Origin of the sequence: Paenibacillus taiwanensis DSM 18679 (assembly GCF_000425125.1) — a bacterium.
GTDB lineage: Bacteria > Bacillota > Bacilli > Paenibacillales > Paenibacillaceae > Paenibacillus_B > Paenibacillus_B taiwanensis.
Map to the genome: position 1 here is coordinate 637,997 of NZ_KE384307.1, position 25,086 is coordinate 663,082.

At 45.4% G+C, this 25,086-nt stretch carries 17 protein-coding genes, 1 pseudogene and 1 riboswitch; of the genes and pseudogenes, 11 read left to right on the top strand and 7 right to left on the bottom strand.

Features of this window, described 5'->3' with window-relative positions; translation table 11 throughout:
• Positions 1 to 440, bottom strand: a pseudogene (locus tag H509_RS28020) (hypothetical protein); the annotation flags it as partial.
• 240 nt (positions 441 to 680) lie between these two features.
• Here H509_RS28020 and H509_RS0116870 point away from each other — a divergent pair.
• Genes H509_RS0116870 through H509_RS0116880 form a run of 3 tightly spaced genes read left to right on the top strand, consistent with a single transcriptional unit; the run spans position 681 to position 3,912 of the window.
• The gene (locus H509_RS0116870) at positions 681 to 1,652 is read left to right on the top strand and encodes a sugar phosphate nucleotidyltransferase (RefSeq protein ID WP_028546117.1); all 972 of its coding nucleotides are present in this window, start codon (positions 681 to 683) and stop codon (positions 1,650 to 1,652) included.
• Positions 1,653 to 1,654: 2 nt separating this feature from the next.
• Positions 1,655 to 2,947, top strand: coding sequence for a UDP-glucose dehydrogenase family protein (locus H509_RS0116875; RefSeq protein WP_028546118.1), 1,293 nt, complete (start codon positions 1,655 to 1,657; stop codon positions 2,945 to 2,947).
• A gap of 5 nt (positions 2,948 to 2,952) precedes the next feature.
• Complete coding sequence (locus tag H509_RS0116880; RefSeq protein WP_036697668.1) at positions 2,953 to 3,912, top strand: NAD-dependent epimerase/dehydratase family protein; 960 nt, start codon at positions 2,953 to 2,955, stop codon at positions 3,910 to 3,912.
• A gap of 119 nt (positions 3,913 to 4,031) precedes the next feature.
• Here H509_RS0116880 and H509_RS0116885 read toward each other — a convergent pair whose 3' ends face one another.
• The 3 genes from H509_RS0116885 to H509_RS0116895 form a co-directional block, all read right to left on the bottom strand.
• The gene (locus H509_RS0116885) at positions 4,032 to 5,168 is read right to left on the bottom strand and encodes a glycosyltransferase family 4 protein (protein ID WP_028546120.1); all 1,137 of its coding nucleotides are present in this window, start codon (positions 5,166 to 5,168) and stop codon (positions 4,032 to 4,034) included.
• A gap of 21 nt (positions 5,169 to 5,189) precedes the next feature.
• Entirely contained in the window at positions 5,190 to 6,938 is a 1,749-nt protein-coding gene (locus H509_RS27280) for a CotS family spore coat protein (protein WP_028546121.1), read from the bottom strand.
• 587 nt (positions 6,939 to 7,525) lie between these two features.
• Positions 7,526 to 8,974 (bottom strand): SpoVR family protein, encoded by a 1,449-nt coding sequence (locus tag H509_RS0116895; protein ID WP_028546122.1) that lies wholly within the window; start codon positions 8,972 to 8,974, stop codon positions 7,526 to 7,528.
• A 123-nt stretch (positions 8,975 to 9,097) separates the two neighbouring features.
• Here H509_RS0116895 and H509_RS27750 point away from each other — a divergent pair, with 123 nt between their 5' ends.
• Positions 9,098 to 9,253, top strand: a complete 156-nt coding sequence (locus H509_RS27750; RefSeq protein WP_157277767.1) for a hypothetical protein — start codon at positions 9,098 to 9,100, stop codon at positions 9,251 to 9,253.
• Positions 9,254 to 9,266: 13 nt separating this feature from the next.
• Positions 9,267 to 9,590, top strand: coding sequence for a hypothetical protein (locus tag H509_RS0116905; RefSeq protein WP_157277769.1), 324 nt, complete (start codon positions 9,267 to 9,269; stop codon positions 9,588 to 9,590).
• Positions 9,591 to 11,012: 1,422 nt separating this feature from the next.
• On the opposite strand, the gene H509_RS25710 is transcribed toward H509_RS0116905, so the two are convergent.
• From H509_RS25710 to yhbH, 3 genes are all read right to left on the bottom strand, one after another.
• A complete protein-coding gene (locus tag H509_RS25710; protein ID WP_245596121.1) occupies positions 11,013 to 11,699 on the bottom strand; it encodes a DNA-binding response regulator in 687 nt (228 codons plus the stop codon).
• A gap of 462 nt (positions 11,700 to 12,161) precedes the next feature.
• Positions 12,162 to 14,222: a S9 family peptidase gene (locus tag H509_RS0116915; RefSeq protein WP_028546124.1), complete on the bottom strand. Its 2,061-nt coding sequence runs from the start codon at positions 14,220 to 14,222 to the stop codon at positions 12,162 to 12,164.
• A 317-nt stretch (positions 14,223 to 14,539) separates the two neighbouring features.
• Positions 14,540 to 15,688 carry a sporulation protein YhbH gene (gene yhbH / locus H509_RS0116920; protein WP_028546125.1) on the bottom strand — a complete coding sequence of 383 codons (1,149 nt, stop codon included), beginning with the start codon at positions 15,686 to 15,688 and terminating at the stop codon, positions 14,540 to 14,542.
• A 190-nt stretch (positions 15,689 to 15,878) separates the two neighbouring features.
• Here yhbH and H509_RS0116925 point away from each other — a divergent pair, with 190 nt between their 5' ends.
• The 6 genes from H509_RS0116925 (at position 15,879) to H509_RS0116950 (ending at position 25,004) form a co-directional block, all read left to right on the top strand.
• Positions 15,879 to 16,859, top strand: coding sequence for a phosphotransferase family protein (locus H509_RS0116925; RefSeq protein WP_028546126.1), 981 nt, complete (start codon positions 15,879 to 15,881; stop codon positions 16,857 to 16,859).
• Positions 16,860 to 16,986: 127 nt separating this feature from the next.
• Positions 16,987 to 17,115, top strand: a riboswitch (cyclic di-AMP (ydaO/yuaA leader).
• Positions 17,116 to 17,119: 4 nt separating this feature from the next.
• On the top strand, positions 17,120 to 17,857 hold the full coding sequence (locus H509_RS0116930) for a CAP domain-containing protein (RefSeq protein WP_028546127.1): 738 nt from the start codon (positions 17,120 to 17,122) through the stop codon (positions 17,855 to 17,857).
• 294 nt (positions 17,858 to 18,151) lie between these two features.
• On the top strand, positions 18,152 to 19,720 hold the full coding sequence (locus H509_RS0116935) for a DNA-binding protein (protein WP_425414239.1): 1,569 nt from the start codon (positions 18,152 to 18,154) through the stop codon (positions 19,718 to 19,720).
• A gap of 149 nt (positions 19,721 to 19,869) precedes the next feature.
• Positions 19,870 to 21,474, top strand: coding sequence for a bifunctional metallophosphatase/5'-nucleotidase (locus tag H509_RS0116940; RefSeq protein WP_028546129.1), 1,605 nt, complete (start codon positions 19,870 to 19,872; stop codon positions 21,472 to 21,474).
• 182 nt (positions 21,475 to 21,656) lie between these two features.
• Positions 21,657 to 22,226: a TetR/AcrR family transcriptional regulator gene (locus H509_RS0116945; RefSeq protein WP_211234344.1), complete on the top strand. Its 570-nt coding sequence runs from the start codon at positions 21,657 to 21,659 to the stop codon at positions 22,224 to 22,226.
• 120 nt (positions 22,227 to 22,346) lie between these two features.
• On the top strand, positions 22,347 to 25,004 hold the full coding sequence (locus H509_RS0116950; protein WP_028546131.1) for a phosphoenolpyruvate synthase: 2,658 nt from the start codon (positions 22,347 to 22,349) through the stop codon (positions 25,002 to 25,004).
• The last annotated feature ends 82 nt before the right edge of the window (positions 25,005 to 25,086 follow it).

Genomic DNA, 25,086 nt, shown 5'->3' on the forward strand with positions numbered 1-25,086 from the left:
TCATCCTCGTCATCAGAATAGGAGCCGTCTTCGTCATCATCCTCATCGTCAGAATCGGAATCATCGTCGTCATCCTCATCGTCAGAGTCGGAATCATCGTCGTCGTCATCCTCATCATCAGAATCGGAATCCTCCTCGTCATCATCCTCATCGTCAGAATCGGAATCCTCCTCGTCGTCATCTTCATCTTGTTCTTCCAAATCAAGTTCATACTTTTCGCCATTATGAAGCTCAAGCTCAACTTCCTCAACATCGTCCCAATCTACACCGTCGATCCATTCCTGAAGTGATGTTTGTTTGTCGGCATTTACGCCGCTGTCAAGCAAGTCTTCATAGCTGTATTTGGAAGTGCTGCCATCCGCATACTCGACTTCAATTTCATCAATGTCGTCTAACTCATATTTGGACAGCTCAGCTTCGAATTTATCTAAGTTTGCCAATTCCATCAGTTCCCCTCTGCTAGAAGATCGAAACTTTGTAAGTTTCATTCTTATAGTATGTTTTTCATCCTAATATGATTGGGTTCGTGTATGAAGATAAGCGTGGATGTTGCAGCTTTTTTGAAGAAGCAGGAGAAGTACAGAAGTATATTTTCCCTATTGATTCACAATCGCCCTTCCTAATAGTGATCCAAAATCATATTTTAATGCATATCGACGAAAGACAAGGAGCGAACTTCTATGAAGGGATTGATTCTTTGTGCAGGCAAAGGCACTAGGCTCCAGCCTTTTTCGAATGTGACTTCCAAGGTGTTGATTCCGATCGCGAACAAACCGCTTCTATTCTATAATATAGAAAAGTTGCTGGAGATTGGTATTCAAGAGATCGGGATCGTGATCCAACAGGCGCATGAACCGTTGTTCAAAAGCATAATAGGAGATGGCGAACGGTGGGGAGTATCTATTACTTATCTCTATCAAGCCAAAGCACTAGGAATAGCAGATGCAGTGAAGCAAGCGGAAGGTTTTATTCGATTGGACCCTTTTATTCTCCTTCTAGGTGATAATTTAATTGACCAGACGCTTACAGACTTGCGCGATTCGATTTTGTTAGGGCAGCATGACGGAGCATTGTTGTTAGGAGAGGTTGAAGAGCCGCAACATTATGGTGTCGCTGAAATTAAGGAGCAGCATATTGTCCGCTTGGAGGAGAAACCTATTCACCCCAAATCCAACCTAGCGATTATGGGGGCGTACGCATTCACCTCTAAAATTTTTGAAGCTGTACATGCGATTACACCCTCCAAACGAGGGGAATATGAGATCACTGATGCGATTCAAAGGTTAATTGAAGCTCATTTTGCGATTTCCTATACAATTACTTATGAATCGCATACAGATGTAGGTACGATAGATAGATGGCTTGAAGCAAATCGATGGGTTTTACAGAAGTTTGCAAGTGAAAATGCACCGTTGTCGGAGCAAACGATCGACAGTACAAATCCACAAAGCCCGTTAGTGCTGATTGATCCATCAAGTCACTTGGTGGCAAGTGAGATCGGCCCCTTTACTACGATTGGCCCCCACGTATATTTGGAAAATTGCCACATAGAAGATTGCATCATACTCGAAGGCGTATCCTTAAAAAATGTGAGCTTGAAAGGCACTATCGTCAGTCGAGATTACTGGGCACAGTCCGCTCGGGAGGCGTAACCATGAACATATTAGTAGTAGGCGTTGGTTATGTCGGCACGACTACCGCCTTGTTGCTGGCTGAGTTGGGATGGAAAGTGACAGGTTTTGATACGGATAAGTCCAAGGTGTCCGCCCTTGCTCGTGGAACGCTTCCCTTTTATGAACCTGGCTTGGACCAATTACTCCATGCGCAGCTTCAAAAAGGCAATATCCGATTTATTTCAGACCCTTTACAAGCGATTCAACACTCTCAAGTCATTTTTATATGCGTAGGTACGCCTTCACAGGACGATGGGAGTGCCGATTTACAATATATCCGCAACGCGGTTACGATGATCGGCAGCCATATGCAGGAGTATAAACTGCTAGTTATGAAGAGCACGGTGCCTGTAGGCACTCAGAAATTAGTAACCAAATGGATTGCAGAGGCCCAAAAAAGTTTGCTTCCTTTTGACGTGGTGTCCAATCCTGAATTTCTGAGGGAGGGAAATGCTGTATATGATGCATTTCATCCTGATCGAATTGTAATTGGCACTAATTCCAGTGCAGCTGCTCAGCAAGTTAGAATGCTGTATCGGGATATTGATAGCCCCTATCTTGTGACCACACCAGCAACAGCAGAGTTGATCAAATATGCAGCAAATGCTTTTCTCGCAACTAAAATTTCATATATGAACGAATTAGCTCGGCTCTGTGATCAAATCCATGTATCGATAACGGATGTTGCAGCAGGTATCGGATACGACGCAAGGATCGGAAAATCGTTTTTACAGGCAGGTATTGGTTATGGTGGTTCTTGTTTTCCTAAAGATGTAAATTCGCTCTTGCACATCGCTACTCATCATGGCAGCAATCTGGGGCTGTTGCAGCAAGTTGTTCACGTCAATGAGACGCAGCATCAGTATTTTTTGGAGCAAATAAAGGAACATCTTGGCAGCATCGACAAAAAGGTCATTGCGGTGCTCGGCTTGGCCTTTAAGCCAGGTACAGATGATTTGAGGGAAGCGAAGTCGCTGAAGCTTATTTCACAGTTATTAAAAGAAGGGGCGCTCATTCGGGTACATGATCCAGTAGCCCGATTACCGGACAGTTCACGTCAAGCTGATGTGCAGCAAGTCAAGTCGGTGAAGGACGCAATTGCAGGAGCAGATGCGGTTATCATTTGTACAGAGTGGCCTGAATATGCCGCAGAAGCTTGGCAGCACTTCGTGCAGGAGATGAGGCATGCGGCTGTATTTGACGGCAGAAACTTGTTAGATGGCACTCAAATGAGAGCCTGGGGCTATCATTATTATGGCATCGGGAACGGGTGAGAAGCATGGCGAAGATCATCGTGACGGGAGCAGCCGGTTTCATCGGCTCTTATTTATGCGAGGAACTGCTCCAAAATCATCAGCACGACGTGGTGGGGATAGATGCGTTTATTGACTTGTCAACGCCAACGTGGATACGCAAACGCAATCTGCACCGTTTACTTGGTAATCCGCGTTTTACTTTCTATGAAGGTAATTTGCTTCATGTACCTTGGGATATATTATTGAAAGAGGCAGATATTGTGTATCACTTGGCTGGGATGCCAGGTGTTAGAAGCAGTTTTGGACCTGATTTTGTCCACTATACGACTCATAATATTACGGCTACGCAGCGGCTGTTGGAAGGCTGCAAACAATACGGCGTGAAGCGATTGCTGTTCGCTTCAACCTCATCCATTTACGGAGAAAAGAACGGCAAGGTGGACGAAAGCGCAGCAACTTTGCCTTTGTCGCCTTATGGCATTACGAAGCTAACGTCTGAACATCTGTGCCGCGTTTATTATGAGAATGACGGGCTGCCTGTCGTTATCTTGCGTTTCTTTACGGTTTATGGGCCAAGGCAGCGTCCGGATATGGCCTTCCATCGATTCATTAAGCAAATGCTTGATCGAGAAGCGATTACGTTGTATGGAGACGGTACACAGAGCAGAGACTTCACCTATATATCCGATTGTGTGAGAGCGGTTGCTGCGGCAGGCTTTGCGGCTGAAATTGTCGGGGAAACGATTAATATCGGGGGAAAAGAACGCGCTTCTATTAATGAATGTATTACGTTACTCGAACAGCTTTTTCAATATAAGGCATCGATTAAAGTGGTGGGTGACATTTACGGAGAGCCGACCAGCACTTGGGCGGATATTACCAAAGCAACACGTATGCTTGGATATTCTCCTGCTGTAGATTTAAAGACGGGGCTTCAATTTGAAATAGAGTATGTAAAACAATTGTATGGATATGTAAATTAAAAATACACTTTTAAATTTGTGGAGAGAAAGCCCCTGTAACTCCGCCGGAGGTGCAAGGGCTTCCATGCTGATTGGTCCTGTCGCTAGTCGGTAGGCTCATTATTTGCGGTGCTAGTCAGCTATCCCCATACAGATAATATTTCTTGAGCTACTCGATCCCAATGGAACCGTTGCTCGGTAAGCCTTCTGCCTCGAAGGCCCATCTGCCGTGCTTGGTCCATGTTGGATAGCAGGTGATTTAACTTCTCTGCGTATTCCAGTGGGCTATCAGGGTTTGTAATTAACAAGCCATTATCATTGATGATCACTTCCGGATTGCCTCCGCGAGCAGTTGTGAGAAAAGGGAGACCTGCTGCCATTGCTTCATAGTGCACGCGTGCCAGAGGTTCATCCCAGATGGAGGTACATACGAACACATCTGCAGCGCAGAACCAGCGGTGCACTTCGTGTGCTTCTACATATCCCGTTGTTACGACAGGCAAGGATGCCCGCTCCGCTAAAGAGCGAATGTAGGCGATGTAGTCGCTGACACGATGATCGCTGTACCAGGCTCCACCGACAACGACGAGTACAGCGTCGGAGTGCTTTAACTGTGACATGGCACGTACAAGTACATGTGGTCCTTTATTTCGCGACAATCTGCCTACGAACAGAATCACTTTCTTGTTTTCGAGCTGATGTTGAGCGCGTAATGCTTGACGCTCGTGGAGGGATGTTTGTGATTCCATCCAAGGGGCAAAACGATTCAAGTCTACTCCTGAATAGATCGTTCTTAGCTTAGGTTGTGCTTGCGGATAATAGCGCAAAATTTCATTGCCGATAAAATTACTGATCGTTATAATTCGCTCCAGTGTCGAGATCACTGCATGGGCTTCATCGGGGTGAATTTTGGCAGGATTAAACATATCATTGTGCATACTGAGTACGATGCGGGAATGGGGAGAGGTGTTACGAACCGGAAGTACCAATCGAGGCCGATTAAAAATGTGAATGAGGTCGTAATGCTCGGTACGTTGATTCAAAAACTGAACGACACCTTCAGCATACTTATCAAATATTCCATCTGACGGTATACGTACGTAGCGGATGCCATTGACAATCTCATCTGGCAGCAGCTCTGGATCTGATCTGCCAAGAATCGTTAAGCGGTGATGCACGCTTATTTTGTGAGCGACACCGCCAATATAAGTTTGAATGGCACCGCCCCTAATGTTCGGGACAGGGAGCTTCTCGGTGCATATGATCAGCACGTTCATGCGGGCTGTTTCCTCCTTTCATTAAGCGGTCTTTCGTGTGCTGCGTTTCGTTTTTTGAAGTGGAGTCCTATAGGGAGCGGTAAGAATTTTAGAGGGGGCAGACTTCCTTTGTTTTTGTATACGCTCGCCACGTTTTTTTGACAGGGGTACTTTAGCTGCTTTGCGCCGCTTGATGATAAGGTTCAGTGCCGATTTTTTTCGAGAAGATTTCTTTTTCTTTGATCCGGAGCGCCGAAAAGACGAATTTGCATGTTGTGAAGCTTTACGCCGCCTTTTTTTGGAACGAACGAGTATTTTAGTAGGGGCAGTAAGAATAGTCCTGATCGGCGCTTGGGCAGCGTTACCTCTGGCAGCTGGTGCGCCTAGAAGTGCGACAGAGGACGCTTCCATTGCCTCATTGCCTGCGGCGGTAAGCGCTGTGACCACCGAAGGTTCGTTAATGGTTTCATCGACAGACAATTGCAGTGGATTTGGATGTTGTTCATATGGCGGAGTGTCGGCAGGCTGTGCATCAAAGACAGCAGATGGCTGCAATTCGGGAGGGCTGCTAACGTCAGTAATTCCAAAGAAAGGCGATTGATCTGTGGCGACGAAGCTATCGCCAACTCCAGGAAGTGCAAGGCTCCATTGCTCCGGTACATATTGCGGCTCGTACGTCCCTAACGGATACTTTTCCTTGTCCGCGTACAGCTCTTGCAGCACTTGCCACTTAGTGGATTCTGTTGCTAATACTCGTTGTAAAATGGGCGTCAATTCCGTATTGAGGAATTGGACCGGATCAAATACCATTTCCTTGACGTGTTTATAAAATTCGTTCGGAAAGGCCATATCGATCCACAAAATTTCGAACATTTGCTGATCAAATGGATTGCCGCGATGATAGGCCTCGATCATTCCGCGAATCCAAGTCATATCCCAAACGCCCATATCATCCATTGTACTCGTAATAATTTTACGAAGGTCACGGAATGGAAGATCATAAGAAACCCCGTCGAGGTCAATCACCCAAATGCCGCCAGGGCCCATTTGGCCATTTGACCAGCCGTAATCCTGATGGGCAAGTCCCCAGTGTGGTTCGCCCATAGCGACCATATTCGCATATTCGGAGTTGTTCAGTCGCTCTAACGCTTCTACAGCTTGTCGTTCGAAGTCATCAATGACTTGCAGCAGTGGTCCACTTCCAGCTGTTTCGTTGTAAGCCTCCGCAATATGCCGAAACCAGCCGATTTTGGCTATTATTTTCTGATAATATTTGATCCATCCATGTAATCTTGAGGATTTAGAGGCACCAGCAGGCGGTTTATATCCTTTTGTCCAAGTATGGAATTCACCGAGTCCTTGGCAAAGCTGAGCTGCACCTTCCAGATCAATTTTGGATGCGGGTATGAGCGTTTCAATCCAGTCGGTTACAATCCAACTTTTGCCCCCTGCCTCAACATACAGCCGTCCATCTATCGTCGGAATGAGTGCAGGTACTCTAGCTCCTATCTGAACCAGATAATCTTGAGCACCTATACTAAACAAGCTCCGTTGCGGATGGCGGTGGAGCACTTTGATGCTGCGAGGCCCTTTATCTGTTTCAATTTTCCAGATTGCGCCACCCTTATCTGGTTTAGAAGTGATCAGCACCATACTGGATACTTTCATCTCGTATTGTTCCATTACCTGTCTGCCTAGTGCTTCTAGTTCAGGGGGCACATACTGCTCTAACACGGTGCCTGGCGAGACGGTAGTCAAGTGATCCCAAGGTTCAATTTGATACGGTTCCAACAATTTACCTCCTGTCCCGACATCGTTAATCGGAAAGAGCTTTTAAAGCTGTCGATCATCAAATTTAAATGATTTTCTAAATTACTCAATTAGATGAACATGTTTTTGGTTTTAATAAATGTGAGGTGGATTTAGCATGAACCGATCATTGTTTGTTCACTAAGATGTTCCATTTTTTAGTGTTTCCCCGACAAACCAAGAAACGGAACGTGATGCTGAAAAGTACTGTTTTCACCCCATTCAACCTAAGTTTGAGTTTGATGCTGGATACCAGATGCCAGATGAAAAGAAGTTCTTATCCTTTTCTCGGGCGTAAAGCTTTATTTATATACATATGACCATTTGATAAGCGTTGAAATGTACATTCGTGGAATTATAGCGGCAGCGGACACATTTTTTAAAATTACTGTTGCAGGCTTGGTTAACGTTATACAGCGGGAGTTACTATGAAACTAAAGGTATCGCTGAAATTGGGTTTGTACAGTCGGGTACATGGAATGTGATTGCCCTCTTTTTCGACTATATACGCAAAAGAAAACCCCGCATCCGTAAGTCAGATGGGGGCAGGGGAAACGAGCGAGCTTATTTTAGGGTACAAATTTGCGGGATACTTTTTTGCCGTCGTAAGTAAATAACACCGTTTTTTCCTCCACTTTAGTCTCGATATGGACGGACTTACCCCATAACGTATAAACGTAAGGTAGCGTTCGTTCTAAGTATTTGAGATCAAGCTCTACAGTTTCGTATTGATGCTTGATATATAATTCGCCTGTTCGCTGGTAGTCTCCGTCTTGTACGACTAAGTAAGGAAACCCGCCATTTACACGTGAATAAACTAATTGATCACGAATGTTTTCCCATGATTTATCGGTAATTTTCCACTCAGGTCCTTTTTTTTCAAATACATATAAATCCAGATCGTCTGTCAGTTTTTTGGTTAAATAGTTGCGCACAAAAGATTGATCGGAATCGACCTCGCGCACTTCGAATATTTTGGCACGTCCTTGGCCAGGTTGTCGACCGAGCTTTTCTTGTTCGATGGCTGTAGGATGATCCCAGCGTCGTTCGATATCCTCGAAAATTTTAAGACCCAAATAATAAGGGTTCAAGCTGTGTTTGGAGGGCTGCACGACAGATGAGTTCAGCTTGGCATATTCAAATGATTGCTCCGTTGTCAGATCCAGCTCACGTAAAATACGTTGATGCCAGTAGGACGCCCAACCTTCATTCATGATCTTTGTTTCCATCTGCGGCCAGAAATAAAGCATTTCATCGCGCAACATGGACATAATATCACGCTGCCAATATTCCAACACCGGTGAGAACTCTTGAATAAACCAGACGATGTCCTTCTCAGGCTCAGGCGGGAAGGTTTGTTCTAAAATGTCTGTACGCCCGTTTGGTTTTATTCCATTCGCTTTGTCTTCGAGGGACCAAAGATCGTCATATCGCCCGGGCTGCTTCGGTGGCTCCTTGTCTTTTTGCTCTTTCATTTTAAGCTCCATGTAGCGCTGTTTGTCGAGTTTCTGTGGGCGAATAATTTGTGGATCAACGTGTTCTTGAATAGCCAAGACGGCGTCAATAAAGCTCTCTACAGCTTGTGTGCCGAATTCTAGCTCGTAATTTGAAACGCGTTCAGCGGTAGCGGACATACTTTCCACCATATTACGATTGGAGGTGGAGAAGCGTGCATTGTTTTTGAAAAAGTCGCAGTGGGCGAGCACGTGGGCGACGATAAGTTGGTTCTGGATGAGGGAGTTGCCGTCCAGAAGGAACGCATAACAGGGATTGGAATTAATAACGAGCTCGTAAATTTTGCTTAGACCGAAGTCATATTGCATCTTCATTTTGTTGAAAGTTTTACCGAAGCTCCAGTGATGAAAGCGGGTAGGCATCCCGTAAGCGCCGAATGTGTAAATAATATCAGCCGGGCATATCTCGTACCGCATCGGATAGAAGTCCAGTCCAAAGCCGGTGGCGATTTCTGTTATTTCAGCAATCGCCCGCTCTAGCTGGCGAGTATCGTCTTGGTTCATGTCGCGATCCCTCCGAGCTTTAAATTACGTTTCATACCATATGTATGGCGGAAGTTGGGGGTATATGTGCAGGAGGGGCTTATCTTTTAGTGTTTTAGCCATCGAGATGGCGGAATAACCGGATTGGTCATAATTGGTCGTTGTGGATTGGGCAATGGTGCGCGAGCCGCTTGGATACGAACGGAAGTTTCTGTAAGTGAAGCGCTAACTGATATTGCAGTGCTGGGTGATAATGATCAGCTAACTAAAAATGAGGAGCTACCTGACATTGAAATGTAAGCAAATAATTAAGATGCCGACTAATGTAGAGACGTTAATTCATAATGACTCGTCGACTAATGTTGAAGTGTCAGCTGAAAATGAACTGGTGACCGATAAAGTCGTGCTAACTGATTATGTGGTACAGACCGATAAAGATGTATTAACTGATAATGTGGAGACCGATAAAGATGTGCTAACTTATGGTGTAGTGCTAACCCAGAGTGATGCGCTAACTTATGGTGTAGTGCTAACCCAGAATGATGCGCTAACTGATAATGTGATGCTAACCGATAAAGATATGCTAACTATAGTTGTGGGTGCGGCATTTTCAAAATGCAGGATAGTAGATGAGTAAAGATAAGCTGGTGCAATCGGAAAATAGGCATTACGCTCTAAAGTCACACCACGGTCCAAATGCGCTAAACGTTCCAATGTTAGACAGCGATTGATCACATACGTGGGAAATTAAGATGAGTCATTAAGTCACAAAGTCGACTGGTGCCAAATAAGACGTAAAATCAGTCTTAAGTATCGCTTAAAGCGGCGAAAAGAGCAGAATAAGAAGGAAAAGCCGCCTTAAGCGAGAAGAGAGAGAGTAGGAAGCAGGAAGTGAGCTTCCAAGACTCGCTAGAGCTGGCTAGAGCAGGCAAGAGTGCTCAATCGGGGGTAAGAGTAGACGAGAGTAAGAGCACGCAAGAGCGTGTAAGAGCGTGTAAGAGTGTGTAAGAGTGTGTAAGAGCGTGTAAGAGCGTGCCACAAAGCAGTTGAAAGAGCTGCAAGGAGTTAGTTGCTAAGCGCTACAAGGCGGCGCAAGATTTCTCAAGAGCTCCAAATCGCTACAATGTGGTGTTTAGATCAACAATTCGACATAGAGCTCCAAAGCCAGTAGGTGCCAAATAAGATGTAAAACCAGTCTTAAGTATCGCTTAAAGCGGCGAAAAGAGCAGAATAAGAAGGAAAAGCCGCCTTAAGCGAGAAGAGAGAGAGAGTAGGAAGCAGGAAGTGAGCTGCCAAGACTCGCTAGAGCTGGCTAGAAACAGGCAAGAGTGCTCAATCGGGGGTAAGAGTAGACGAGAGTAAGAGCACGCAAGAGCACACAAGAGCACACAAGAGCACACAAGAGCACGCAAGAGCACGCAAGGCGTTCAAGAGCGTGCTACAAAGCGGTTTAAAGAGCTGCAAGGAGTTGCTAGTCGCTACAAGGCGGCGCAAGATTTCTCAAGAGCTCCAAATCGCTACAATGTGGTGTTTAGCTCAACAATTCGACATAGAGCTCCAAAGCCAGTAGGTGCCAAATAAGACGTATAACCAGTCTTAAGTACAGCTTAAAGCGGCGAAAAGAGCAGAATAAGAAGGAAAAGCCGCCTTAAGCAAGAGGAGAGAGCAGAAAGCAGGAAGTGAGCAGCCAAGGCCCATTAGAGTTGGCTAGTGCAGGTATGAGTGCTCATTCGCGCGTAAGAGTAAACGAGAGCAAAAGAACACAAGAGCACACAAGAGCACACAAGAGCACACAAGAGCACACAAGAGCACACAAGAGCACACAAGAGCACACAAGAGCACACAAGAGCACACAAGAGAAGAGCAAAAGCACACAGGAGCGTTCAAGAGTGTGTAAGAGCGCACAAGAGTGTGCAAGAGTATACTTAAGTAGCAAGAGTATGCATGAGTGTGTGAGAGCTTGCTACCAAGCGATAAAATGAGCTGCAAGGAGTTACTAAGCGCTAGACAGCGGTACATAGAGTCTTAAAGAGCTACATATCACTACAATGCGAGGCAGTTAAAGGAATAAGTCACGTCGCTTCTCCATATAAGTTCGATTCACTGCATAGGAGCGAATTCGCAATTTTCCACCTTTATGAGGCAGGAGCATTTGCTTTACTACCATCCTTTTTAGGAGGGAGCGGGCTTTTTCTTTTCCGACATTTAGAAAATGGCATACGTCCTGTGGCAGCAAATCTCGATCCAAATGAGCCGCGTAATGCAAAATTTCATGTTCCAGAACTTCGTGCGAACTAGCATGACCAGCATCATATCCCCGATACCAAGTCCCCATAAATTGTTGCAGCAGTTGCTCGCACATGCGAGGTTTATCGTGGATATCATCATAGGAAAACCTTAAAATGCGCCATCCATCAATGATCAGATGGTTTTGCCTAATTAGTGAATCGGAAAACTGCCACCGTGTTAATTTAGCGTGATGAGTACCATAACCATCAATTTCAATCGCTAATCGCAGTGGAAAACGTATGTACGCAAAGTCGAGGAACCTGCTTCCATCCCGATAATCTTCAACCTCATATTCAGGGTATAAATAGTCTAGGTTTTTAAAGGCAGGATACCACACTTTTTCAAGAAATAACTGTTCTGCGTATCCATGTCCTTGCTTTAGCCTATGCATTCGATTTCCACTGCTTTTTTCGAGCGCTTGAGCGAACCAGTTTTTATAATTCATTTCATAGGACATAGATTTCACTTCTCCTTATCTAAAATGAAAAACACCGTTCTCCTATTAGAATGGAAATTAATCCACAACAGGGAACGGTGTGTGCTCCACAACCAATAATTAATTTTGAGTAAGGTGCATTATGCCAGTTTATCAACTCGATGTTCATGCCGGGTATTAGTCGTGATAAGCGGACTTTGGAAACCACCTATATAATTGAAGAAACGGACGTCAATCTATATCCTAGGAACGGTTGTAGATTTGAGTTGTCGTACTGAGCAGCGGATATCCAGGTAGCAGGCCCTAAACTGTATACCTTGGCTGTACATCTAAGCAGTACATCTAAGCTGTGCATCAAGCTGTACAACTAAACCTTAACACTGTTTAACGACCAAAACAAACATAACAAACAAGCGACACAAAATAAAACGCCATATCAATCACAGGCGAATCGCACCTTTCATCCACGTTGGAGCAATTCACTTACTTTTCAATGTGCTCATTGAACCAACGCACAATGTGGTCAAGGCGCTGTACCCTTAAGCCAGGGTTGCCACCACGTGATAACTCGTGATTGGAAGCAGGGAAGCGAATAAACTGAGTTTGTTTGCCGAGTCGTTTGAGTGCAATAAACAACTGTTCAGCTTGCTCGATCGGACAGCGCAAATCATTCTCACCATGTAAAATCAACAGCGGAGTCTGAACTTGTTCCACATAAGCAAGCGGAGAGTGCTTCCATAACTTCTCCAAATCGTTCCACGGATTGCCACCAATCTGGTCTTCTGTGAAAAAGTAACCGATGTCACTTACACCATAGAACGAGATCCAGTTCGATATAGAACGCTGCGTGACCGCAGCTTGAAAACGATTCGTATGACCAACGACCCAGTTGGTCATAAACCCGCCGTAACTGCCACCGGTCACTCCTAATCTTGACGCGTCAATAAAGTCATACGTGGATATCGCGTAATCCAACGCTTCCATTAAGTCAGAATAATCCTTGCCGCCATAGTCGCCGCGGCATGCGTTTACAAAAGTTTGCCCATAACCGTGCCCGCCACGCGGATTTGTGTACACTACAGCATATCCATTTGCGGCGAGTAGTTGGAATTCGTGCATAAAAGTGTTGGCGTACATAGCATGTGGACCACCGTGAATTTCTAGCACGGTTGGTACTTTAGTACCTGCCGAGTATCCAATTGGCTTCAAAACCCACCCTTGGACGTCCCATCCGTCACTAGCTTTAAACCAGAAAGACTCAGGCAAACTAAGCTCGACTTCGGTAAACAGCGCTTCATTGCAGTTTGTTAATCGCGTTTCCATTCGTGCCTCAACATCCCAAACAAATAAATCACCCGGATGAGTGAGATCGGCTGAGGCAACAATCAGCTTACCGTTGCGCGCATCGGCAAATTGGTAAATTTCGCGATCCCCGCTTGTAATGACTTCATAGCCGGATGCATCAGCAGCGAAGCGGGCAATATGTACATTACCTTCGGATGTAAATAGCGAATAAATGATAGAACCATCCGCGCTAAAAATAGGGCCTGTAGTTGCGATGCTGGACCTCATGTCGCTGATCGCGCCGTGACCCAGCGGACGATCCAAATCCCGACTGAGGCAACTTATAGAGCCGCCTGCGGCAGGCATCAAGTATAGACGCGCAATCGTAGCGTTATAGTAAGAGCGATCGCTAGCAAAGAACGCGATAGAGCTTCCATCTGGCGAATAGGCCAGATCATAGATCCCCCATTCACATGTGGTAAGCTTGCGCCGATTGTGCCCTGTCGCATCGATAACGTATAGATCGTTAGTTAGGACGAGATCGGGATCTACATCGTGCTCATCCCTTATATTAGCGGTAAATGCGATCTCCTTTCCATCAGGAGACCAAACATATTCCCCAACGTCGAAATGACCAGAAGTAAGCTGGAGCGGATTGGTGCCGTTTGAGCCTATCTCTATGTTGTACATAAACAGATGCGATCGCTTATTGTTCCATAATCCGCCAGCATCGGATTTGTAATTCAGTCGGTTAAATATAGCTGCCTGCAAGCCAGCTTTACCGTCATCGTCAGCTGACTGCTCTTCCTTTCCGCTTGCTGACGAGTTGTCTGCACGGACAGCCTTAGAAAGGGCTGTTTCCTCTGTATGTTCTACGGAAGAACGAATAAGTATACGTTGTCCATCAGGAGACCAAGCAAAGGAGCTCACACCTTGGGCAAAATCCGTCAAACGTTGCGCCTCACCACCTAATGCGGCAATAATCCAAATTTGCGGCTTGTCCTCGTATTGGCGCAAAAATGCCAACTGTGTGCCGTCAGGAGACCACGCCGGAGAATGATCCTTTTCCCCAGCAGTAAAAGGTATGTCGCCGCTACCATCCTGCTCCATGAGGCGTATATGCGAGCGATAACCGCTTTTCTCTTCATTTACAGACTTCGACACGTAGGCTATACGTCCATTTGAAGAGCTAATAACTGGATCGCTTAACCATGTTAATCGATATAAATCTTCTGAAAGCATACCTCGCTTGCTCTGCATTGACATCTCTCCTTTGATCTTGTTTTGTAAAATGAAGTAATAGAATTATCCATAGGTAGAATAGTACTCTCTAACCATAGTATCCCAAGAGTCAGCGAGCAGCAAGGCACCGTGGAGGTGAACGTGTGTTTCATTTCCATACTGGCTGTAGCATGAATTGCGAGGTGAATAGAATGAGGCGCTTCAGATCGGAAGCGGTTTCTACCGTAACAGACTAAAATTATCGTGCCAAAACATGATATGAATGGAGCGATCCAACGGTCATCAGAGCGCAGATGCCCCGTTCATATCCAGTTTGTCTTGTCAGAAAGGACGATTTATCGGACGGCCGCAGGCTGTTTTTTGAAAAAGTGCTTCAAAGCTTTGTATACCTCTGTTTTTTCTTTAATCACATAGTACATAAAACTGGGCATGTTGATGTTCCGATAGGCAGACATGAGTGTACTGCTGCGGTTGTATTGGTTTACCTCGCCATAGCCGAACATATTCGTTCGCTTTAACAGTTCCCCGATCAGCTTGACACAGCGTTCGTTGTCACTTGTCAAGTTATCTCCATCTGAGAAATGAAAAGGATAAATGTTGTAGCTGGCAGGGGGGTAACGGCGATCGATAATATCAAGTGCTTTGATGTATGCGGACGAACAGATTGTACCGCCACTTTCGCCGCGAGTAAAAAATTCCTCCTCGGTAACCTCTTTTGCTTCTGTATGATGCGCTATAAAGACGATGTCTACCTTTTCATACTGTTTACGCAGAAAGCGGGTCATCCAAAAGAAGAAGCTGCGCGCACAGTATTTTTCGAAGGAGCCCATACTTCCTGACGTATCCATCATCGCGATGATCACGGCATTTGATTGGGGCTTAACAATTTCTTCCCACGTTTTGAACCGGAGGTCATCTGGATTAATGCCGTGTATGCCAGGCTGACCGGATAAGGCATTACGCCGCATATTTTCAAGAATCGTACGTTTCTTGTCGATGTTGGACATAATCCCTTTTTTACGAATATCGTTAAAACGAATCTCTTTTACTTCAATTTGCTCTTTGTCCTTTGGATGCAAATTGGGTAGTTCCAGCTCATCAAATAGCATACCCTCAAGCTCCGCAATACTAATCTCTGCTTCCACTACATCTGCTCCAGGCTGATCACCTGCTTGCTGACCTTTGCCTGGGCTTTGTTCTTTATCAGTGCCAAGCACGTCGCCTACTTTGCTATCTCCGTCTCCTTGGCCTACATGTTTTTTCTTATTAAAATTGTACATAAAACGAAACTCATCCAGACTGCGGATAGGTACTTTAATGATCTGCTTGCCATCCGACAATATAATATTTTCCTCTGTGACTAAATCGGGTAAATTTTGTTTTATCGCTTCACGCACCTTCTGTTGATGGCGCGCTTGATCTTGGTATCCTTTCCGATGGAGCGACCAGTCTTCACGGGACACGATAAATAACGGCTCAGTCATGATGCTCCCCCTTCCTAAGTAGCAGGATAACTTCCTGCTGAAAAGTTCTTGTTACCCAATATATTCACAAATGGGGGAGTTATGAAGGGCGGCAAGAGAAAGTGTGATGTATAGAGGAGTCACACCAATTAATAAGTGCTAGGATTAAGATTAGGTACAGCATTATTATATAGTTCAAAGGAGCACACAGATGAATCCAACTTCGCGGATATATGAAGAGCTCACATCAGAGCAGATTACAAAAATAATGACGGAAACTTTCGACCTCCACACGAAGGTGTCATCTTGTTCATTGCTAAGTGGAGGATTGTTTAATACGACTTATTTAATTCAAACGATACGGCCAGAAGCTGCAGTCGTGCTGCGTGTAGCCCCAATTCACCATGAGCTGCTCCTAGACTTTGAGAAGACGATGATGGGCGCAGAGACACATATTTATAACCTACTGGCGACGAAGGGGGTTCCCGTTCCTAAAGTAATAATCTGCGATGAGTCTTGTAAAGTGATACCACGAGTGTACATGGTCATGGAATATATTCCGAGTGTACCTATGAATGACCCAACTGTTCCTGAGCATGTAAAAGTAGCGTTACGTCGCAGCTTGGGTCAGTACACGTCACGAATTCATGAACTCACAGGGGAAAAATTCGGTTGGCCAACTTCAAGACAAGGGGTTAGAGGCAGTGAGAGCTGGTCACAAGTCATCTTACAGTTTGTAGATGAATTAGCAGCAAAGTCAGTTGTTCATGGGGTATTTGAACAGCAGGAGATGGATGTGCTATTGGACCTTTTTCAATCTAATGAGCGTATTTTTGATGAGATCACAACTCCTGTGCTTGTTCATAATGACCTATGGGGGCCCAATGTTCTGGTGGCTGAACGAAATAATGTGTGGGAAATTGCCGCGATTATTGACGCGGATCGATCCATGTATGCCGATCCTGAATATGAATTTGTATTATGGGACAATAATGCTGACTTTATGGAGGGATACGGTAAACCATTGGATATGTCAATCGCTGCACAAACACGAAGAGAAAGCTACAAGCTGCTGCTTGCTGTTATGAATGCCTATGTATTTAAGATTGAATACAACAATAGCCTAGCTTATATAGATGCTAGAGAGGATGTGCTTTGCCGTCTTGAAGCATGGTCTTCATCTCAGAAATAATCAGGATCGTACTCGGCACTGTGCGGGTACGTTTTTTTAATTATGACGAATTTGTAATAATATTCATCTGTTTACATTAAGTTTTAAATGAAATTGGGGGATGAACATGTTACGATTTGTAAGAATTAAAAAACGAAAGCCGAAGCTCATAGATGAGCACGGGGGATCCAACATTGGGGTGAAATCGCACATGCGATAGGGGAATCTCTTAACCCGAACCCGTCAGCTAACCTCGCAGGCTACAAAGGGAGATGACATCTTTGAAGAAGCAGATGCAGAAAGTCGTAATCGTGGGTGCACTTGCACTTGCTCCAGTATTATCCGCAGGATCCGTAATGGCAGCACCAGCTACCCCTACAGATTGCAACGTCAGCCATATGAAGGTGAATAGCAATTCGCCGCAGGTTACACAGAACACAGTAAAATGGAACATGAACGGACAAGATTGGTCTGCACTACTGTCCAAATGGTTCCCACAGTTCAAGCAAGGTGAGCAGCAGCAAGAGAACAAAAACAATTCCGGCCAAGTGAAGGTTGAACAACCTAAGCAAGGGGGAACTGAAAATAAAGGCCAGCAGCAACCATCTAACGGTAACAAAGATCAGAACAAGCAGGAGCAGCCTGCAAATGTATCTGATTTTGCCAAGCAGGTAGCGGAGCTTGTGAATAAAGAACGTGCTACTGCAGGACTAGCCCCATTGAAGCTAGACACCAAGTTGTCTGAAGTTGCGATGAAAAAAGCAAAGGATATGTATGATAACAATTACTTTGATCATCAATCGCCGACATATGGTTCGCCATTCGACATGATGAAAGCTAACGGTATTCAATATAGCACAGCGGGCGAAAATATCGCTAAAGGGCAACGCACCCCTGCTGAGGTCATGAACGCTTGGATGAACAGCGACGGACATCGTAAAAACATTATGAACGCAAGCTTCACGACAATTGGTGTTGCCTACTACAATGGTGAATGGGTACAACAATTTATCGGCTAAGCGAACTAACTTTTTGGACACATGATTTATTCTCTTGATTGTTATATGAAAGGCTGCATCTACTGTGATTTTTCGCAGATAGAGCAGTCTTTTTTTTATTTACACCATTTAAATGAGGGCTTCACATAATCTTTTCATAATGATGCGGTTCTATTAACAAATGTTTTTCATAATAAAATAGTCAGAGAACACATGTGAGGCTGCTGCATGCAGGAGCTGGCCCAGGTTATCTTCTATCATGAATGAAATGTTCTGCATATGGAATGATTGATAATTGATGAGGAGGCATGAATCATGAATGTACAGATGAAATGGAAACGTCAGTGGTTTAAGTTAGTATTGGCAGTCGCAATTACATTACCTGTATTCTCCTTTGGTACAACACCACAAGTACATGCAGAGGGACCGTCAGATCCAGCACCTTACATTAATGCAAAAGGCACGCCAAATGGCAAAAAAGTGTTGTTTGACAATGCACATGCGCAAACGGCTGGGGCTGCGGATTGGGTTATTGATGGTGGGTTTTCTGATTTTGCAAACGGCATTGCGAATAAAGGTTATGATGTAAAAGAACTGCGCAAGTCAACCGCGATTACATACAACGACATCAAGGATTATGATGTATTTGTCATTCCTGAAGCGAACGTTCCATTTAAAACGTCTGAACAAGCCGCGCTGCTGCAATATGTGCAAGGTGGAGGCAGCATTTTCTTTGTATCCGATCATTACAATGCAGATCGTAACAAAAACAGATGGGATGCTTCTGAAGTGTTTAACGGCTATCGTCGTGGCGCATGGAACAACCCCGCTCAAGGGATGAGCGCAGAAGAAGCAAACTCTGCTGCGATGCAAGGTGTCGCCAGCTCCGATTGGCTCTCCGACAACTTTGGTGTTCGCCTTCGTTACAATGCACTTGGCGATGTGAATGCAACTCAAATCGTACCTTCCAGTCAATCGTTTGGCATTACAAACCAAGTGTCAAGTGTGGCGATGCATGCAGGATCTACGATTGCCATCACGAACCCGAACATTGCGAAAGGACTCGTATATTTACCAAGCCTTTCAAATAGTCAAAAATGGCCAAATGCAGTTGATCAAGGTGTGTACAATGGCGGTGGGGTGGCAGAAGGTGCATATGTTACCATTTCCAAAGTCGGACAAGGCAAAGCGGCTGTCATTGGAGATTCCTCGCCAGTAGAAGATGCTTCACCTAAGTACAAAAGAGAAGAAAACGGACAAACTAAAAAAACGTATGATGGATATAAAGAGCAAGACGATGCTGTATTGTTGATGAATGTCATTGACTGGTTAGCAAATAAGGAGACTTACACTAGCTTTACGCAAGTTCCAGGCTTCCAGTTGGATACTGCAACAAGCTTGCATGCCTTTGAGACACCTGCTAACAGCACGGAGCCTCAAGCTGAACCTTGGTCTGCCCCAGCAGCAGGCTACAAGTGGTGGGATGCTACAACCTTCAAAACGGGTTCATATGGCGCGACAGGCAATAATGGAGGCGAAGTGCCAGTAGGAACACCTTCGATGACACATCCTGCAACAGTGCAAGCAGGTGTGCCGTTTGATGTGACAATTACGGTAACAGGTCTTGCTCCAAATAGTTCAATCACACTTCAGACAGGTGTATATTTGGTTGGTGGTGTTCAAGTTGGTCAGGTGCAAAATGCGGATGGGTCTTGGCCGAGTGGTTATGGCTATACGGCAAGAACTTTTACGGCTGATAGCAGTGGAAACGTATCTCAAATCATTAAAGTACGGACGCAAAGTGGTAAAACGGGAGCAGCGAGCATTCGTTTACGCAAGGACAGCAGTAAAGTATATCAAACAGATGCGATTACGATTAACTAATTAATAGAGAGAAGCCTCTGAAAGTCCTTATCGCTGCGGCCATAAGGGCTTTCAGCTGTCTTCGTTGGAGCTTGGAGCTGTGCTGTCATCATACTTTGAAGCTTCTTCGGAATAAGAAGAAGTTATTTTATTTAGTAAGGAGTTATTACATGTCTAAGGACCAGCAGCATGAGTCAAATACGATTGCCATTTTACATACTAGCGATATTCATGGAACGGTTTTACCTTACCGTTATGCGGATCAAATGCCGATCGAAGCAGGGTTATCCAACATTTCTACTGTAATTAAGGAACTAAGACGACAATATAAAGACTCGATATACGTTGACAATGGGGATTTGCTGCAAGGTACACCTTTAACGTACTATCACGCGCGCATCAACCCAGACCTACCCAATCCATTAACCGCATGTATGAATTTGTTGCAGCCTGACGCAGTTGTAGTAGGTAATCACGAGTTTAACTATGGTCTTTCTTATTTGAGACAAGCAGTAAAGGAATCTAAGTTCCCGTGGTTAAGTGCCAATTTACTTGAGGAATCCAATAGGGAGCCGATATTTGGTGTCCCCTATATAACGAAGGAATTGCCGGTTGGGATTAAGATTGGTGTACTGGGGCTAACCACTTCCTATATTCCGAATTGGGAACTGCCGCAGCATATTGCCGGTATTCATTTTGAGTGTGTTGTTCAGGCTGCTAAACGGTGGGTTAAAGTGTTGCGTGAGGAAGAGCATGTTGATTTGGTTGTTGTGTCGTATCACGGGGGATTGGAGCGTGATGCGAGCAGCGGAGAGCTGACTGAAGCGGATACGGGTGAAAATGAAGGTTACAGGCTGGCTGCCGAAGTGCAGGGCATTGATATATTGCTGACTGGACATCAGCATCGAGTCATTGTAAATGAACGCATTGACGGAGTAGTAATCGCACAGCCGGGGTCGCATGGACAAGGTGTTGGCTGCATCGAAGTGCAGATGGATTGTGTGGAGGAGAACTGGAAAGTCGGGGCGATTCGTTCAACATGGATGGATTGTGCGGGTACAGCCCCAGACAGGCAAATCATCGATCAAGTTGCGGCAATTGAGGCCGAAGTGCAGATATGGTTAGACAAACCAATCGGTCAAGTGGAAGGTGACATGACGGTTACAGATGCGAGCCAAGTCAGATTAGCCGATCATCCGCTCATTGAATTTATTAATCGGGTGCAGATGGAGTATGGTCAGACAACGATATCCAACACAGCGCTGTTTGACGATACGGCCCCAGGCTTTGTCGGTTATATTACGATGCGTCAAGTATTGGCAAACTATATTTATGCGAATACGTTAAAGGTGATTCGGGTGACAGGACAAGACATACGCGATGCGCTTGAGCAGACTGCATCTTACTTTGAGCGTGCGGAACAAGGCAGTGGACAGTATTGTATTCATAAAGCGTACTTGTATCCGAAGCCGCAGCACTATAATTATGACATGTGGGAAGGCATTGAGTATGAAATCGACATTTCGCGTGCCGTTGGAGAACGGATTACGAAGCTGCTTGTAAGTAGTAGTGGACAACCAATCGATATGCATAATACGTATGACGTCGCTATGAACCATTATCGTGCTGCTGGCGGAGGGAATTACGTCATGTTTGCTAATAAACCTACCGTGTTGGATGTGCCTACAGATATTGCGGAACTGATAGCCAATTATATTATACAGCGAGGAACTATACACTCAACATTGAATCATAATTGGCGGGTAGTGACCTGATATGAAAATGTGCATTTGCTAAACGACCGCCCCTAAGTTGTAGCAAGAGCATCGTAGCAGGTTGGAACTACGATGTTGTTGACAATGCCAAATAAAAACAATATGATAATGGAAACTTATAATTAATATTATAGTTTCCTTGGTTTCTCGATTTTAGAATGGGGTGTGCACGTACCATGTGTTTGGATAATGGGAATTACTCACGAATATTAAAGGTTGCCAAAGAATCATTTAATACGAGAGGTTACCGCAGTGTGACGATTCAAGAGATCGCGGAGCAGCTCGGGATGAGCAAGAAAACAATCTATCAGTATTTTTCCAGTAAGGAGGAAATGGCAGAAGCAGTCGTTCTGGCGTCAATGGAACGGTTAGAGGAATCGACCAAGAAATTTGATCATGTGGGCCAGGAAGATCCGCTGCGTGTCGTTAAAGAGGTGCTGATCACTGTCAGAGAGGAAACGATACAATTCGGACCCTTATTCCTGATGGACATGGAGAAGTATCTCCCTGATCTGGCGGCGCGTTTTAAGGAATTCAGGCAGGAACGCAAAGAGAAGGGGATACAGCTGCTTCAAAAGTTGCAGGATGAGGGTGTGATTGCACATATTCCAGTACCGCTGTTGGCACATATTTTATCCACTTGTATGCATGCACTGGCTACAAGAGATGCCGAACAGGAGCTTCATTATTCCAGGCTTCATGTGCTGGATACGTTTATGGACATTTTTTGCAAGGGGATTTCAACCAACTGATCGTAGTGGTGCAGAACGAATTTTTAAAAAGGAGGATACCCTCCTATACGGAAACTTGAAAATATATAATGGTTTCTTTATTGTCTGACTGGATCCATCATCAGAAAAGGAGCATGTCCAATGGAGAAGTTCGTGATGTCCTTCGCCGAAATTGATAAGTTTAGTTTGCCTTACGTAGGGGGGAAGGGGGCAAACCTGGGTGAGATGTGCCGAGCGGGATTTCCGGTACCCAACGGTTTTTGTGTGACGACGCTTGCGTACCAATTGCTGCTGCAAGGAAGCGAGAAGATGGATCAGATGCTCAAGGAACTGAGTATGCTGAAACAAGAAGACACGGAATCAATCAGGCTCTGGGGGGAGAGGATTAGGGATCACATTTTCTCTATGCCCATGCCAGTTCTGATTGAAGATGCGATTGTGAGTTTATGGAAAATGTTAGGGAGTGATAAGGCGTATGCGGTTCGCTCCAGCGCGACTGCCGAAGATTTGCCAAACGCCTCTTTCGCGGGTCAGCAGGATACGTATTTGAACGTGCGGGGATGCGAACAGCTACTACACGCTGTGAAGCGATGCTGGGCTTCTCTGTTTACGGATAGGGCCATTTTGTATCGGATCAAAAATCGATTTGACCATCGTCAAGTATTATTATCTGTTGTCGTACAGCAGATGGTTTTTCCAGAGGTGTCCGGTATTATGTTTACGGCCGATCCTCTGTCGGGTCGTCGCGGTACCGTATCAATCGACGCTAGCTTTGGGTTGGGAGAAGCGCTTGTATCTGGTGTCGTCAGCGCCGATCTTTATCAGGTCAGGTCCGGCAAACTGATCAAAAAACAGGTTTCGAACAAAAAAACGGCTATTTATGCGCTGCCTGAAGGAGGCACGGTGACAACCGAGCTTCCAATAGATAGGCAAGAGTGCCAGGCAATGGATGACCGAAAAATAATAGAGCTTGCGAACCTTGGACAATCAATTGAAGCCCATTATGGTTCAGAGCAAGACATTGAATGGGGGATGGAAGGAGATAAGCTGTATATTTTGCAAAGTCGCCCGATTACAACACTGTATCCGATTCCAAAGCTACCGGATCAAAAGTGGCGCGTCTTGCTCTCCTTCGGTCATATTCAGATGATGACTGATTGTATGAGACCGCTTGCAATATCCGTTATTAGTGCATTAACTGCATTTTTGAAGGAGGAACCGGACAAGGAGAGCGACTTCTTTTTCTATCCATCAGGCGGGCGGATGTTCATCGATTTTACGGCTCCGCTAAAAATAAAACCAGTGCGCAAAGTCGTGCTGAATGTATTGGGAAGTATGGATGCCAAGTTGGCCGCAGCGAGTGCAGAGGCTGTATTACATGAAGGGTTTCGTTCCAGAAGGTTGTCTGGTAAGGATGTATTCAGAGTAGCGCGTGTGATCTTGCCGCTTGCGATCAAAAGAATAACGCAAGTGCGCCGATGTTTGACTACAGATCCAAAGAAGACAGCAGCTTGGGGCACTTCTTTCATCGAAGAAGTCGTTCGTCAGAATGAAAGGGCGTTGGCGGAAACAACGGGAGCCGAGCGTCTGGTGCGAATTCGGCAGCAGTTGGGGAGAATGATACCGGATATCGTGACCAGAGTGGCAACGGGATTTGTGGCCGGTGTGTTAACGGCGGGTGCACTAAAAAGGCAGCTGACAAAATCGTTCGGCGAGGAGCAAGCGCAAGCTTATATGAGTCACTTAAACAAGTCACTACCTGGCAACGTGACCTCCGATATGGGGCTTGATCTTGGCGATCTTGCCGATAGTGTACGAGATTACCCCGAGGTTATAAATTTCTTGCAGCAGGCAAACTATGAGGATTATCAAACGAAGCTACAAAGCTGCCAAGGTGGAAGCTTGTTTTTGGAGTTACTGCATGCGTTTATCGAGAAGCATGGCATGCGCTGCTCTGGAGAAATCGATATAACGAAGTCCAGATGGAGCGAGGATCCAACGCTTATTCTGCCTTCGCTGCTCAGTCTTCTGCGAACTTCTTCTGCGGGAGATCATCGCCGCAAATTCCAGCAAGGCTTGGAGGAAGCGAAACAGGCAGAGCAGCAGATTTTGGATCAGGTGGGGGGAATCAAACGGAGGAAGCTGCAAAAACAAATCAATCGTTACCGTTATTTGATGGGGATGCGGGAGCATCACAAGTTTGTGGTCGTCAAGCATTTTGCAATTTATAAAAAAATATGGATGGAAGAAGCGCACAAACTGGTTAAGCAGGGTGTACTTATCCATGAAACGGATATTTTTTTCTTGAGCATCGAACAAGTAATAGCTTTGATTGATGGAAGTAACGATCTGGATGTCCGCACTACGGTTGCAGAGAGAAAGCGCCTAAACGAAATAGACCACGAGCGGTTTGTACCACGTGTCATAACGAGCGAAGGGGAAGTGTTAACAGGCAAGGTGAAAGGCGGACGTGCGCCAGAAGGGGCTCTAGCAGGAACGGCCGTATCTGCCGGTGTCGTCGAAGGGATAGCCAGAATCGTCTTGAAGCCGGAGAAAGCACAGCTGAATCCCGGAGAAATATTGGTCGCTCCATTCACCGATCCTGGCTGGACACCGCTGTTTGCTGCTGCCGTCGGGCTCGTGATCGAGGTTGGTGGACTGATGTCGCACGGCTCAGTTATCGCGCGTGAGTATGGGATTCCGGCTGTGGCGGGTATTGACAATGCAACGGTAGTTATCAAGGATGGGGTCCGTCTCCGGCTAAATGGAACAGAAGGGTATGTGGAGGTATTGGAGTAGAATTCACAAGAAGTTTAACCTGTATACAGGGGGAACTTCTTTTTTTTGTGTAATCGGAATGAGAGCAAATCGCAAATAAATA